Source organism: Dapis purpurea BLCC-M126 (genome assembly GCF_050015975.1).
Lineage (GTDB): Bacteria > Cyanobacteriota > Cyanobacteriia > Cyanobacteriales > Microcoleaceae > Trichodesmium.
On the sequence record NZ_JBNHER010000327.1, the window covers coordinates 17,366 to 33,186 of the forward strand.

The 15,821-nt window shown below is 38.1% G+C and carries 6 protein-coding genes; 1 reads left to right on the plus strand and 5 read right to left on the minus strand.

The features are described 5' to 3' along the window. Window positions 1-413 precede the first annotated feature (413 nt). The 4 genes from ACP6PL_RS29945 to mtnB all read right to left on the minus strand — a co-directional run bounded on the left by ACP6PL_RS29945 (window position 414) and on the right by mtnB (window position 8,435). Window positions 414-3,428 (minus strand): WGR domain-containing protein, encoded by a 3,015-nt coding sequence (locus ACP6PL_RS29945; RefSeq protein WP_426549016.1) that lies wholly within the window; start codon window positions 3,426-3,428, stop codon window positions 414-416. Window positions 3,429-4,095: 667 nt separating this feature from the next. Further along, complete coding sequence (locus ACP6PL_RS29950) at window positions 4,096-5,571, minus strand: alpha-amylase (protein ID WP_426549017.1); 1,476 nt, start codon at window positions 5,569-5,571, stop codon at window positions 4,096-4,098. 1,207 nt (window positions 5,572-6,778) lie between these two features. Then, entirely contained in the window at window positions 6,779-7,567 is a 789-nt protein-coding gene (locus ACP6PL_RS29955; protein WP_426549018.1) for a hypothetical protein, read from the minus strand. A 250-nt stretch (window positions 7,568-7,817) separates the two neighbouring features. Further along, a complete protein-coding gene (gene mtnB / locus ACP6PL_RS29960) occupies window positions 7,818-8,435 on the minus strand; it encodes a methylthioribulose 1-phosphate dehydratase (RefSeq protein ID WP_426549019.1) in 618 nt (205 codons plus the stop codon). A 502-nt stretch (window positions 8,436-8,937) separates the two neighbouring features. On the opposite strand from mtnB, the gene ACP6PL_RS29965 reads away from it, so the two are divergent. Further along, window positions 8,938-9,708, plus strand: coding sequence for a class I SAM-dependent methyltransferase (locus ACP6PL_RS29965; RefSeq protein WP_426549020.1), 771 nt, complete (start codon window positions 8,938-8,940; stop codon window positions 9,706-9,708). A 917-nt stretch (window positions 9,709-10,625) separates the two neighbouring features. Here ACP6PL_RS29965 and ACP6PL_RS29970 read toward each other — a convergent pair. Continuing rightward, the gene (locus tag ACP6PL_RS29970; RefSeq protein WP_426549021.1) at window positions 10,626-15,398 is read right to left on the minus strand and encodes an ExeM/NucH family extracellular endonuclease; all 4,773 of its coding nucleotides are present in this window, start codon (window positions 15,396-15,398) and stop codon (window positions 10,626-10,628) included. Window positions 15,399-15,821: the final 423 nt, after the last annotated feature.

The window sequence follows — 15,821 nt, forward strand, 5'->3', positions numbered from 1 at the left end:
GGCGTGCGCTTGAGAAAATGATTTTATTATTGCTCTATCAGCAATAGTCAGAAAAATTCCATTACTCATCCACATCCGGCGTGCGCTTGAGAAAATGATTTTATTGCTCTATCAGCAATAGCAGGAAAATTTTCACTACTCATCCACATCTGGCGTGTGCTTCAGGAAATGATTTTATTATTGCTCTATACGCAATAGTCGGAAATTTTCCCACTCCATCACCTCTGGCGGAGTGCTTTAGGAAATGATTTTATTATTGCTCCATACGCAATAGTTAGAAAAATTCCACTACCCATCACCTCTGGCGTAGTGCTTCAGAAAATGATTTTATTATTGCTCTATACGCAATAGTTAGAAAATTTCCCTATCCATCCACATCTTGCGTGTGCTTCAGTCCAATAGTGAACTGACAATCAATCCCTGCATCCGTGCCATAATCCCTGTGAGCTTTTAACTTTCCTAGAAACAGACTTAACAGAAATAGGCAAAGAAATCTCTGGGTAACTATTATGAATTTTCAACATAATTTCGATTGCCTTTGCCTTATCCCCAATAGCAATAGTCACAGATTGCCTAGTCAAAATATCAGCCACAACTCGCGCCGCTTCCTCACTTTTTTCTGCCTCCTGCTCTAAAAAAGTAAATACTCGCTGCTTTGCCACTCTACCTTTATTTACCTGACACAAAACACTAATAAAATAAGGCTGCAAATCTCGTAATCTTTCCAGATTATCTGCTGCATAATCTGACAAAAAATTCGTAGCAAAAACCTGCATATCTCCTGAAGGATGTTCGCTAAACTTCAACAAATAATCTTGACCATAATTATCCTCAAAATAACGACTCACCAACTCACGCCCAAACACCCTTACCTCATCCCGCACACTATCACAAATACTCACCATTATTTCCGGCGACCAATCAGTTTCATCAAAAGATGTTTGAAATATTTCCCAAGCAAAATTGCGAGAATCTTCCCAATCAGATTCTAACAATCTAACTGCGGCTAACATCTCCTGAGAATTACTCCGAAAACGAGGAATATTTTCTGAAAAAATTTGCCATGCAGCTTGTCTAACTGACACTAATTGATAATTTGCCAACTTAACAATTTCAATTGTGGCAAAATCTCCTGCCCATTGCCGATAATTTGCTTTTAATATTAAACCTGCTAATTCTTGAGCAAGGTCGGATTTAGCTCTTAATAACAGCTTGGTTTTTTCCAAGGTAATATTCTCTTGCCATCCCGGAATATCATTCCTCAATAAACCTGCTAAATAATCATGAACTCCCTCTGACTTTTCTGGGATTACCAAAATCTCGATAAATTCCCCTGCTAACTGACTAGCAAAATCGGAATATTTCTTTGTCAAATCTTGAATAATAGGTTCAATTAAACTCCGAATATCCTCCTCAGAATTAACCGCCATAGCAATAATCAAATCTCGCCGAGAAATTATCAAAATATCCTCTGGTAACTGCCCAAAGATTCTAATACCAATTTCCCGAATTTTTGGATAGGGAGATTCAATCAAAGACTCAATTAAATTAGTAGGTAATTCCGCAGCAGGAGTTTCATGGTTTTCCAGAATATTTGCTCCTAACTCTTGAATTTCTACCAATGGATGTTGGAGTAAATCTATAATAACTCCCATACCTAATTGTTTTAATTGATAGCTCAAACAACTCAACAATATATCCGCAATATCTTGAGCGACTCGCTCTATCCAGTAAGTTTCTTGTTTGAAAGTTAATAACTCAGCAATAACTTTACCAATTAATACTTTAGCAGTACCTTCTTTCAGACTATGTGAACTGAGAAATGTTTGAGCAAAGTCACGAGTTTCTGGTTCCTGACTGGTGATTAAGCCTGTGAGAAAATTAGCGTTTAAAAATCTATTTGGTTGTTTATTTATCCAGCGATAAGCTGCTGTATGTGCTTTAGGCAAAATACTATTTGCTGATGCTAAAACTAAGTCTAGATCTGGATCTATTTTTTTATATCTTTCTATAGCTAATTCAAATCCAAACCTAACTGTAACTTCATAAGGTTTTTTGATAAATTCTATGAGAGTTTTGATATTGAGTTTTGGATAAAAGCTGTGGCAACTTTCCAAGACTCTCACGGCAAAATTATGTACAGCGTGACAGTTGCTTTCTAATAATAATTTCACTAATATTTCTGGGTGTTGTTCCCATAATTCGGGAAAAGCTTCTCCCCGTTGTTTAATCTCTTTATTACTTCGTCCAAAATATCCGCCAAACCACCAATTTAAGCGATTAGAAGATAAATAATAACGAGAATGATTTGTGTAGAGAATATGAGATAAGATTAAAAAATGAACAAACTTCTTTTCTAGTTCAGAATAATAGATAGCATCAGTATCAGAATATTGCAGTAAAATACCTACTGCTAAATTAATATATTCAATATCATTGTCTGTGCCAAGTTTCTCTAAAGTTCGCCAAATTCGCTTGCGTAAATAATTACGAGTTTTTTTAGTATAAACTTCCCAACCAGTTGTATTTTCTTTGTCAAATCTATAAGTAAGAATGCCAAAAACTTCTGGGTCTCGACGATATTCAGCCATTTTAAAAATATGACGAATTGGCTGAAAAAAGTTTTCTTGAAATGGAGCAGTGCGGATAAAATTTAAAAGAGCAGGTCGCACATATTCATTATCTATTTGATATAGTCTTTCTATGTCTGAAAAACTTTTACCTTCCCCCAGACGTTGCTTAAATACTTCCTCAAATTTTTCTGCCGTTCCATGACGGGCAAACTCTCTTAATTCTGGGGATAAAAACTCAATCATTTCTGTCTGCAATTCGGCGCGAACTTCTGGTTCAGATAATTTCAAAATCGCCTCAAAAACTATCCGACTAACAAACTCTGAAGTTGCCGGATTTTCATACATTCTAATTAAAGCAGCAAGAGCATCCTTTCCACCACACCAACCCAACGACCAAGCAATACAATAATCTCTTAAATCCGTACCAGTGCCAATAAAATTAATCAACATCGGAGTAGCTTCAGCTATTTTTAATTCTCCTGCCCGCCAAATAATTCTTTCCAAAGGACGACCGGTTTTTTCTCTAGCTAAATGTTGGAGAATTGCTTGTTTGCGCAGGTGATTCTGGTTAGGAAATTCTGTTTTTTTAGGCAGAGAATTTAGGGAAATTCTAGTAACGTCGCGATAACCACCTTTAATTTTTTCTTGTACTACTTGATTGAAAACTTTTTCAGCTTTGGCAAAGGGAACATAGCCATCTGTTTTAATACCATGTCTTAATTGTGAACCACGACGACCATAGTTAAAATTGACCATATAATGCTGATTTTCCTTCACTTCAAATAGTTCGATTTCATAAATTTTATCTGAGCGATCGTCTTGATAATGGAGGGTAATTTTTTTTATTACTTTCATAGTTTTAGGGAGTAGTGAAGATGGGTCAGAAGATAGGGAACAAGCAAAAAATATTTACCCCATTTTACCCATAATATCAAATCCGGTTGAATACTTATTATATGGTTGGGGAGATGGGGAGATGGGGAGATGGAGACCAACCCCTAACCACTCTCCGGTGGGGAATTTAGCGAGATATCTATTAAAGTAATTGAAAAAATTATCAACACATATCCTATGACCAGATTCTATGTGCAATTAACCGGATTTGATATAACTAGATTTTATATTCCGACTCTCTAATTATATCAAATTAACTTGCTTCCGAGTATTATAAAAAACCGGGTTTATGGAAGGTAGATGTTACTGTTTTAGGGTATTTAATAAACCCGGTTTCTCTACTTTTTTATACCAATAGTCTAATATAAACTATTGAAGGAGCAGTCAGCAGTCAGCAAGCCTCTTTCAGAGGAGCTGCCTCTTGCAGAGGAGCTTCGCTAACGCTAACAGTAATCAGCTTTTCACGGTGTATAATGGGGGTTTTAATCCCCCATTAACACGCAACACTAATTTTTAAAACTCTTGTGGGGGACTTAAACCCTTGGATTTTTAGCTGTTAACGTAGTTCCTCCGTAGGAGGCTAGCTAAATGCTGAAAGCTAATAGCTAGTTAAACCTACCTCCTACCTTTATTCTTCCAACCAAACAGAAACTGACCCACCATTACAACGAAACTCTGCCCAACCCCACTCATTTGTATAAATAGGTTCCTTAATATGTTCAGTAAGGTCATAAAACTTAGCATTAGGCTTACCTACTTCCATCCACTTGTAACCAGGATAGCTATCGCTCATAATTACAGCCATTGCTTTTGGATGTTCTTCAGTACCCAAACGAGTCCAACCTACAGTATTGTAATGATCGAAATAATCATATTGTGCCCCATAAGCATAATATTTCCGGGCAAAAAGTAACTTATCAATTATCCAACGGTGAGATGGTAAGAAAATATTGTAACGGTTGCCATCTTTCCCATAATCTTCATACTCTGCACCATAGTAGTCAGCATAAAAAACACAAGGATATCCTTCACTACGCAACAAAATAATGGCATAAGCTAAAGGCTTAAACCAAGGTTCAACAGGAGCTTCCAATGCTTGTAAAGGTTGGGAGTCATGGTTTTCCACAAAAGTAACAGCATTGACTGGACGTTCCTGCATCAAAGTACCATTGAGAATATGGCGCATATCATAATGTCCGCCCGCCTTACTTGCATAGTAAAAATTGTAATGTAGAGGAACATCAAACACAGACATTCTGCCACCAACCGAATTAATATACCAGTGCAACGTACCAATATCATTGTACCAATATTCCCCCACCATAAATAAATCTTTCTGAAAATGATGTTCTAATACATCTATCCACAGAGGAAAAAACCAAGATGAAATATGTTTGATGGCATCTAGACGGAAACCATCCACTCCTGTCGTTTCTATATACCACTTACCCCAACGTATTACTTCATCTCGAACTTCTTTACTCTGGAAGTCAACGTCAGCTCCCATTAGGTAAGCAAAATTTCCTTTCTCCAACGCCACATAATCATCAAAGCTTTTCCCTTCAAATAGATATATTGTATTTTGTTCCTTGCTATAGTCATCATAATCCACCGCATCAAAATGCCACCAATGCCACTCAAAGTCAGAATACTTTTTTTGCCGACCAGGAAACGGAAAATGAGTATAACCTTTAACTTCACGCATTCCACCCTTGGGATGAATGCGGTTATCCTTAGAAAAAGGAGTTGCTTTAACAATTTCTGTTCCATCAGCACCCATGCGGTGATTCAGAACTCCATCAGCATAGACATCAATACCAACATTGTGTAGAGCTTGGATGGCATCTAGATATTGTTGGCGATCGCCATATTTTGTTCTAACCGTACCTTTTTGGTCAAATTCCCCCAAGTCATACATATCGTAAACCCCATATCCCACATCATAAGTTCCCCCGATACCTTTGTAAGCTGGTGGTAACCACATAGCAGTAAAGCCTGCATCTGCTAATTCTTTGGCCTTACTTTTTACTTCATTCCACAGGATAAGATTGGGGTCAATATACCAGTGGAAATATTGCATCATTACGCCATTAATTGCTGCCATTTTGGGAAATCCTGATAATTGTCAATATAATTATGGCTGTTTAGTAGCGTTGAAGCAATAGTCTTTGTGTAGTGAATGTCCTGTATATGTAGTGATTTATTATGGAGGAATGCAACAGGGAACAGCTCATCTGGCAACAGAAAATATATCTAATTGGAGGGTTTTAGAGGAATAGTATTTGCTTGCCCACTTAAATTTTTTAAGAATATCGCACTTGTACACCACTACTGTGTATTGTTACTGGCCGACTGAAACTTATGCAATGTTGCGTTATATCAAATCCGCTTGAATACTGATTATATATTTGGACGAGATGGGGAGATGGGGGGATGGGGAGACGGGAACACACCCCTAACCACTTCCAGGATTTGAATTTAGGGAGATTGAATATTTAATAATTATAGAATCATAAACATATATCATATAATCAGATTCTATGTGCAATTAACCGGATTTGATATTACGACGGATTATTAAATCCTTTTGAGAGTATAAATTTTAGATCTCTAACGCACCCTAAAAATTTTGCTGTGTCACCGCACTACAATATATAGAAGCCCTAAGCGTATCTCCAGAAAAGAGAGAGTAGGGAGTAGCTATGGAGGGAGTGGGAGAAAGAATTGATGTATAGAAGCCCTAAGCATATCTTGTTACGCAGTATGGGTGAGTGAGAATTCAGAATTCAGAATTGGGAGTTGAGAATTGAGAAGTTGAAAATTAGGAGGATGTTATAGAATCCCTAAGCTTATCTTGGCACGGGGTATGAGTGCCTGAGAATTCAGGAGTAGCTCGAAATAGAATAGGGGAAAAATACTCCAACTCTCCCCACCTCCCCAGACTCCCGTTCATAGATACCAAATGGATTCTATAGAACCCATTTGGTATCAATATTTTTGAGGCACGAAGTGGTTTGTGGAGATAGAAAATGAATGCGAAAAGATGGAAAAATATTCCAATACACCCCATCACCCCATCACACTATCTATATTTTCAATAGACCCCAAATGATTTCTATATAGGACTTACGCAGTACAAGGTATTTTTGTCATTGCAACCGACAGGGTTTGCAGAGCAGTCCGGAACAGATAGCAATCTCACATACTAGTTTTTCCTACCTAATGCCTAACTCCTGATATATTATGTCGCATTACTTCTCAGCCGAAGATGCTCATTCAGAATTTTTACAAAACTAGGGCAGGTGTTAGATTTAGCTTAAAGCCAAATTTTGTTGAACATATTCCACAGTATTAATAACTGAATCAATCTCAACCTCTGCACCAGAGCGAACCACAAATTCACTGCCTCCAATTTCTGTAGCAATATTTCCCCAATCATAGGTATAACCTAATCTTGTCCAGGGATAACCATTTTCACCATAAGAAGTAAGTATCTTGTCATTTACCCATTCCTCATGTGGGGGTTCAACATTAGCAGGAAATTCCAAGTCGCAGCTAGTATCACTAATCTCTGGATCTGGGCAAGGACGGAATAAATCTTTAGGTTCAACCCACATCTGTACAAATTTAGTTTTACCACTGTGAGGAGGTAAGCCTAGATATTGTTCTAGTCTGAGAGTTAAATTATCTTCATTGAGGTTAAGTTGAGATCCAAAGGTTTGTACCTGGGGAGCAGGAGTAGTCCAGACTTCTCGACTTAACTGCATTTTTTCGCCTACGTTGTTATCATAGCCATTCCAGGAAGTCCAAGTTACCATCAATACCTCGGCTTTTCCATCTACTTGTCGCCATATTAGATCGGGATTATCTGGAGTAATTGACCATAAGATATTGTCTATTTCATTTTCCCTAGCATGAGCAGCATCTTTAACTCCCCGTGTATAAGATCGTTGTAGTTGAATATCAAATACTTGTTGTAGTTGTTGTAATTCTTTTGGGGAAACTGCTAATGATTTTTGCATTGGTAAACCAAGCATCAGGATAATTCCTAATATCAGGGTTATTAATGTTTTTGATAGACTGGCCAGTTGTTTTTTCATAGTTTTACTAATTTGACTATTTACCAATTTACAATACTTAGGTAGGAAAAATTCACACAACAAGAGCTATAGCAAGTAAATTTTCTCCAACCATTCTGAATTATAAATTTCGTCTCTTAAATCCTTATTTAGGTAGGAAAAATTCAAGAAAACCAATAAAAAGTAGCGACAGCAAGTAAATTTTCCCAAAACCATTCTCAATTCTGAATTATTTCTGCTAACTTATTCTTCAAGATCATATTTTTATCATTCAAAAACTAACTTGTCTAGCAGCCGTCATATAACGAAAAATATATTCTACTAATTCAATATAATGATAAGCAGATTCAGGAGAGTTTGCCCAAACTGTTACACCGTGATTATGAATTAGTAGAGCAGGAATTTTTGGAGGAGATTCTAGGAACCGAGCGCTTATTTCATCGGCAATTTTTTTTACTTCTAAATGATTCACAAATAAAGGTATTTCTACCCAAGGATTTTCTTCCCAAATTCCTAAACCTTTCAACATTTCTAGTGATGGTAATACCAAACCATTTCCCTCAGTCAAATTCGAGACTAAATTTGCCTCTATAGAATGTACATGATAACAAGCTTTCGCTTCTGGAAAATATTGATAAATAGTTTGATGAATACTTGTTTCAGCCGAAGGCCGAAAGCTAGGATTTGGCTTTTCTAATACTTGACCATTTATATCTACTCGAACAAAATCTTGTTTAGTTAATTTACCCTTCGGGCGGCCACTAGCAGTAATCCAAAAACTATTATCTGGTAGGCGAGCAGAAAGATTTCCAGCAGTACCTACCATCCAGCCTTTTTGATAAAAGTGTGTCGCTGCATAGATTAAAGATTCACGGGGATCGTCGTTCATTTTTAAGTAATATTTACAAATATCTATAACTATTCACTATTAGTTTGGTAAATAGAATTAATCTTTTTAAATTATCAAAATCTAGACTAAATTTTCAATATTAAATATTTTCTTAATCTCTGTTAATTAGATAACAGTTCATTAATGAGATACAGTATTTTTTCCCTTGTCTCTGTTTTCTATTCCCTAAAATCTAAAACTTGTGTACCTTATCTATTTTATAAATACTATATAACTTTCCCAAGCATTCAGCTATTAGCTATTAGCTCTCAGCTTTTTATAAGATCCTGTCCTTAAGAGCCTGGTTTAAATCTAAGTAAGCATTCGCTTATCTTATACTACATTTTAACTAATTCTTGAAAATCTCTAAATTACATTTTCCTCCTTTAAAGCTGATAGCTGACCGCTGAATCCTTACTTTCTCTTTCCAGAATGCCATGATTTGAGAATTGAGTTAAAGTTGTGGATGAAAATAATATCAATTGAGAGCTGTTAAGATAACATGAACCCACTAAATCGGTTTTCTGACCGAGCAACAGATTATGCCAAATATAGACCCAACTATCCAAAAGAAGCTATTACTGCTATAATAAATGGATTTGAAAATCCTTCTGAATTAGTAGCAGCAGATATTGGAGCAGGTACAGGGATTGGCTCTAGAATGTTAGCTGAACAGGGAATCAATGTAATCGCTATTGAGCCAAATATTGAAATGATAAATGCTGCTGCACCTAATCCTTTAATCAAATTTCAGGAGGCAACTGCAGAAGCTACTAATCTGCCCAATGAATCTGTCGATCTAATAACTTGTTTTCATGCTTTTCATTGGTTTAACTTGGAACCCACCCTACAAGAATTTCACAGAATTTTAAAACCATCTGGTAGGTTAGCTATTGTACGGAATAACTGGAATAAACAAGATGGATTTACTCAAGAAAATAGTAATTTAATGAAGCAGATAGCCAAACTTAATCCATTCGCTAAAAATAAGCGTAATGTTTCAATTACATCTTTGGAAGAAAGTCCACATTTTGTTAATTTTAGACATTCAATATTTGCTCATCGGCAAGAATTAAATTTATCCGGATTAATTGGTAGAATAATGAGTTCCTCATCTGTGCCAAATAAGGGTTATGAAAGGGAAGAGATTACAAAAAATTTGAAAACATTATATCAAAAATGGGTGGATAAAAAAGGTTTAGTTTATTTAGTTTATCGAACTGATTTATATCTTGCTGAACCTAGGGTAATAATTACTTCAAATCAATTTTAATATTCTTTAAGTTGGAATAAAGTAGGAAGGGATAAATATTGCTTTCTTTTTTTCTTCCTACTCATAATTTTTTTGTCAAATACAGTAGTTTCCTACCCGATCAAGTAGATATATAGCAATCCTATTTTATTCATGTCCAAAATCTTGTTGCTTTTTGGGAATAGGGAATAGGCCATAGTTCATTAATGGATAATGGATAATGGATAATTACCTCTGGTTAAAACCGAGAGGATTGAATATCAGAAGATATTATTTCTTTTCTCTTGGTCGATTGGATATGGCGAGGAAACCTCGCCATCCCTCGACCGCTTTTTCCCCTATCCAAGGGGAGGCTTTAAACCAGAATTATTTAATAAAATAATTAATAATTAATAATTCGGTAAAAATTGCGGAGTTTATTTCTAGTTTTTCATAAGTTTTTTATGAGCTAGAGCAAAACTACAAACAAAAATTTTATTACAACGCGCTTATCCGTTGGGGTAGCTCCCCCTAGAGGAGGCACATAGAATTATCTCCAAAATCTACTTCTCAAAATATTATAGGGATGCTCCATAGAACATCCCTCAGTTCTTTTATCTCAGATATTTATTGCAAAATGTTGTTTACTTTATCTTCCTCAAAACACGACTGCCACCTACAGCACCCAAAGCTAATAAACTGAAAACAGCAGTATAAAACTTTACTAGCAATGCCAAAAGTGATAATACTGATGTCTAAAAGAACATTTAAGATGCAGTAATTGAGCGAAATAACTTAGAGGTTGTTTACAGCGCTTTTCATTTGGGTAGACCACTAAATTCATTGTTAGGAGTCAGGAGTCAGGAGTCAGGAGTCAGGAGTTCGAGCAATAGAATAGCGAAAAAAGTATAAAAATAGCCCCGCCCTTCACCGTCTCCCCATCTCCCCATCTCTACGGACTAAACAGCAAAAGCCTCAACTGTACTGTTAAAGAAAGTTAGGAAGTTTTGTGCTTCCTGCTCGTTGCCAAAGTTCCAGGTTTCGGAACCACCGATACCATTGCTAATTTCCACCTCAGTTTCTGTAAGTTCGGCTTCATTTAGAGTAGGAATCACATGGATATCAGCATTCGTCAACTGGTCTCCACCAAATATATCCCCCATTTCTCCGATGAAATCATCAAAGTTATTGCGCTTCTGTGTTCCTGATGTATCACTACCAGACCAGGTAAAATCAAGGCTATCAGCAGTGCGTAAACCATCTGATAGTTCTGGGTTCAAGCCAATAATCTCGTCATTGGTGAATATTCTGATCCTGTTATTCCCACCATTGGTACCGCCATTGAACTCGAAGATTTCAGTTTTTCTTGGGTCTTTACCCAGGAGATCCCGTGCGAATGTCTGAAAAGCATTGGCATCACCATCGTTGTCGAAGTCAGCTTTGAACTGACCCCCTACTCCAGAACCAGCAATCTTGATTGTTACTTCATCAATAGCCTCATTTTCTGTGATGGATGGATTATGGTTACCTCCAAAATGTTCCAGGGAACTCACGTTGATTGTACCATTTCTGACAACTGTTCCCCCAAGTTCCAATACTGCTTCAGTTAGGAACTCGTTCACAGACCCATTGGTGGCAGTATCGTCAATCTTGTAAACAGGTTGGGAGTTATCCAGGTCAACAGTGTACTCTGTAGTATTGATATTGTGACTAAAAATCCTGTAATCAGATTCTAGGATATTGGGAGGAAGTTCGGGAGCTTCATCAACCCCATCAATAGTGACAGTAACAGTGGCTGTATCCGTACCACCATTGCCATCGTCAATGGTGTAAGTGAAGCTATCGGTGTCTGTATTCCCATCATTGAGGGATTCAAACTGACCGTTGGGGTCGTAATCATAGGAACCATCAGCTTGAACGGTTAATAATGCACCAGAAGCTAGGATGATTTCAGTTCCCACATCCGCAGTTTGACCATTAACTTCAGTAACAGTTAAGTCGTCACCTTCGGGGTCAGTATCGTTAGTGAGGACATTTCCGGTGATGGAGGTGTCTTCATCAGTGCTAACCTCATCATCAGCAGCATTGGGTAGTTCATTCTTTCTTTCCAAATTCAAACCAACTATTATGGGGTCGTGGTCAGAATTACGGAATGGATCTTGACCGTTGAACAGACTTGGATCGCGTCCGAAGTCAAGGTTGTAATCAAGAGCATCAGGTTCGTCAGCATTAACGTGCCACTCTGTAGCTCCTGTTACTTGATTTATCAAACTAGAATTAGCTAAAGCATAGTCGAGGGTTCCTAACTGCCCATCAAATGTGAAGGAGTAAGCGCTATTACCGACAAACTCTTGAGCGATGTCAGTGTAACCCTCTGCTTCCAAGAATGTAATTGGGTCTTCCTCAGCGTAAGCATTTAAGTCACCTACAATTAGAAAGTCACTATCTCCACTACCAGTCGGGTCAGTATTTAACCAAGCATTTAGAGCTTCAGAACCTCGTAAACGAGTACCATTGAAGTTACCCTGACCGTCACCGATATCTGCATCATCTCCAGAACCTGTACCACCTTTAGACTTGAAGTGGTTAACAGATACGGTAAAACGTTCTCCTGTACCTAGTTCTTCAAAAGTGACAGCCATGGGAGCGCGGTTCGTACTCGGACCATCAAATACTGTGCCACTTAAACCAAGATCAGACAGATCGGAATCTGTGAGAATTTCTACTGTTGTTCCAGGAGCAACTTGAACGCTGTCAGTTTTGTAAATTGCGCCGACGGAAATGGCATCGCTTGTATCCACAAAAGGAACGCCTGGATCAACATAAGCATAAGTACCTGCACCTACTCGGTTGTTAAGTTCGTCAACCAAAGTCTCAATGGCAAACTGACCGTCACCATTTTGATCTGCACCAAATTCGTTCTCTAACTCAACCAGACCAACAATATCTGCATCCATGATTTCTAGAGTTGTCACCAATTTCTCAACTTGGCGGTCAAACTCAGCTTGGTTATCCGCACCACGAGGGGAAAGACCATTAGGCCCACTACCAGGATTACCAGTCTCGTCTAGAGTAGTGAAGAAATTGAGAACGTTTAAGGCAGCAACTTTCAAATCTCCACCAACGTCTTCAGGTGTTTCTGGACGAGGGTTAGTTGCTTGGAAATCTATGGGTTCAACAGGTTGAATTCGGTAGTCACCAAAGCCAAAGCTGAGAACACCGGATAGATTATCAACAGTATCACCACCCCGGAGAGTATTGGTAGCACTCAGAGGGTTGCCACCACGACCATGAATAATTGTCTGAGGGTTCTGAACTGTTTGACCATCATCCAGAACAATGCGTCTGGTAGCGATCGCTTCTTGATAAGCAGCAAAATCTGCAGCATCAGGAGCATTGAAGTCAGTAAATTGTTCCAGGCGACCATCTGTTCCTGGTTCATTACTTGCTCCATCAGAAGATAGCACAACTTCACCAAAGCGGTCTAAGTTGAAATATTCAGTGACAAATAAGGTATCAGGAATTGTGATTCCCATTCCCTCAAAAGCTTCTAGATCCTCAACAGTGGTAACAGGGAAGTTGACAGTAGCAGGAGTTGGCAAAGTATCTGTTCCTTGAATGGAAACAGAGACATCAGTTAGTTGAGTTAAACCAAAAAATTCATCTACTGTTCCTGTAACCTCAACAACGTCTCCAATATTGACGTCTACAGCAGGAGAGTCACCATCGAAAATGAATATACCCTCAGAAGTTAAAGGATCGGTATCTGCATCAGCGTCTTCTTCTTGAAGAAAGAAACCATTCAAATCTCCATTTGTTCCGCTAGCACCATCCTGGTAGTCTCCCACAACAACTGCTTCAATAGTTACTGTTTGACCTTCTAGTGGACTAGATGCACCACTACCTTGAATTTCGTGGATAAAGGCTGAAGATCCGGTTCCTCCGCCACCGCCACCATTATCAAAAGTTCCAGCAGTAGGAGTATTATCGGCACCCAGGAAGAAGTCACTAATTACAAAGTCACTAGCTGTATCTGTATCGACTCCATCGGTGACTCGACGGGCACCAGCAGGGAAAAATGGACCATCGGGACCGATAACAGGTGCATCAAAGAAGAAGGTATCCCCTGCGTCACCATCTGTAAGAGCAACAGTATCGATCACAACTTCGCTGCCTGTAACAGAAGTACCAGAAATACTGCTGGTTTCAACTAAAGCAAAGGTCGAACTACTATTTTCTAGGAAGTTATTATTAATCTCAGCATTTGGAGCAACTGCATAGTTATTTGCTAAACCTGTGGGGTTTCCTACCAAGAAAAAGCCGTTGTCGCCGATAATATGGGTTGAATCAAAGTCAAATTGAGCGTCAATTGTACCAATTGGAGAGCCACTATCTCCTTCGACACCAATAATACTTAAGCTATCCAATGATGTACCAGGCGTGCCAAATATTTCGATAAATTCAGTGTTGTCTGTTCCATCATGGCTAACGTATACTTCATTGATGACTGGGTTGGAGGCGCTACTACCAACACTAGGATTGATAGTTCCAAAGGTATCAGTACCAATGGTGGGGTCAGTATCAAAAATCCCTGGAGTTACATCAATCCCATTAATATCAAAAACTTGACCGTTGTCTGGATCGTTAATAGCATAAAGGTCTCCTACACTAGCATCCCGGAAGATAAGTCTGGGTTCATCACCTGTATAAGTAAAGTCTATTCCACCGAGGTCTGTTCCATATAAGAATGCTTCATCCCCTATAGTATCAGGTACACCTATCGCATCAAATACTGTACCAAAAGTTGAGAGGTCATCTGGTAGTCCATCATCGTTTGTATCAATGTCTGTAGAGAAACTTCCTGTAAAGTCAGACAAAAGCGCTACTGTAAATGAAGGGTTTTCTAAATCAGGAATATTGACAGTTAACAAACCACTAGCATCGAAAGTTCCTGAAACCGACGCAAAATTATTGATGTCTCCTGGATTTGCACTGCCAGGATCGCTTTCAATACTAACAATCACACCATCAAAAGCATCTCCTGGTGTACCACTGAGTTCAAAGGTTGTCTGAGCAGGATCGGTACCTATGGGATTCGGTTTGAATTCACTAATTAAAGCGGTTGTTGTTCCACTGCTCCCGCTATCACCTGTAATCTCAATATTATCTAATGCGATATCCTCGTCACCAGCGTTGAGGTCGAAAGTGATGCGAATGTCTAGGGTGGAACCTGTTCCAGCAATGGCACTTGAGAAGGATGCAAAGGTGTCTGTTACCTCTGTTCCGTCACCATTTCCATCGAAATCAGTATCTTGTGCAGGAACAGCGTTGAAAGCATCACCATCAGGAATACTTTCAATCCCTAGTAAATTCGTAAAACCACCACCATCAATCTGATACTCAAATAAAACGAAATCAGATATATCCCAATCCTGATTAGTACCATCATCATCTTCAGCTAACAGGGTGCTAAAGTTGAGATTGGTAAAACCTGCAATATCAATTCCTGAGAAAGTTAATGTTTGCTCGGATGCAGCACCTTCTCCATCAATGTCTTGAGCAGCAAAATAGAAGCTACCTTCAGGATTTGAAACTTGGTAAAAACTGCCAATATTACTACCATCGGTGCGAGTGAAAAAATCACCAGATCCATCACTGAATTCTGGGATTGAGGTGTTATACCTCGTTCCATTACCATCAGTCTCAAAATTTTCAATAAAAAGTGTAGCCATGCAAAAATTTTCTCCTATTTTTTTCTTTGCGTAATTTTTAATAGCTAACTAAGGTATATCTTTTGATTTGTATGTAATCTCACACACAAAATTCAAGTTGGGATTTCTGACCTAATGCTCAAGTTTCGGGTAACTACTTAAACTACTTAGTCAATCTAAACAAATCTACTCAGTTTTTTGGTTAAATTCAGGTTAAAATCTCAGTATATTTACAGAAAATTTATATTAACTATCAATTTGGTGAAGATTATGTAAAGTCAATAAATTATTGCCTGGAAAACCTTGTTTCCATGTTATAATTAAATATTTTTTAGTCTGCCTAACAGTATAAAGAAACCAAGTTTCTGGCTATAATTATTGGTTGTTTCACTAACTTTCGTCGAGAAACCTTGTTTCTGTTCAAGTTCTGAGCTAGTTAATAAA

What these genes read in the sequence shown, in the direction of transcription:
- ACP6PL_RS29965 (WP_426549020.1), top strand. Translation starts at nt 8,938, where the DNA reads ATGAACCCACTAAATCGGTTTTCTGACCGAGCAACAGATTATGCCAAA.
- ACP6PL_RS29950 (WP_426549017.1), bottom strand. Translation starts at nt 5,571, where the DNA reads ATGGCAGCAATTAATGGCGTAATGATGCAATATTTCCACTGGTATATT.
- ACP6PL_RS29955 (WP_426549018.1), bottom strand. Translation starts at nt 7,567, where the DNA reads ATGAAAAAACAACTGGCCAGTCTATCAAAAACATTAATAACCCTGATA.
- mtnB (WP_426549019.1), bottom strand. Translation starts at nt 8,435, where the DNA reads ATGAACGACGATCCCCGTGAATCTTTAATCTATGCAGCGACACACTTT.
- ACP6PL_RS29970 (WP_426549021.1), bottom strand. Translation starts at nt 15,398, where the DNA reads ATGGCTACACTTTTTATTGAAAATTTTGAGACTGATGGTAATGGAACG.
- ACP6PL_RS29945 (WP_426549016.1), bottom strand. Translation starts at nt 3,428, where the DNA reads ATGAAAGTAATAAAAAAAATTACCCTCCATTATCAAGACGATCGCTCA.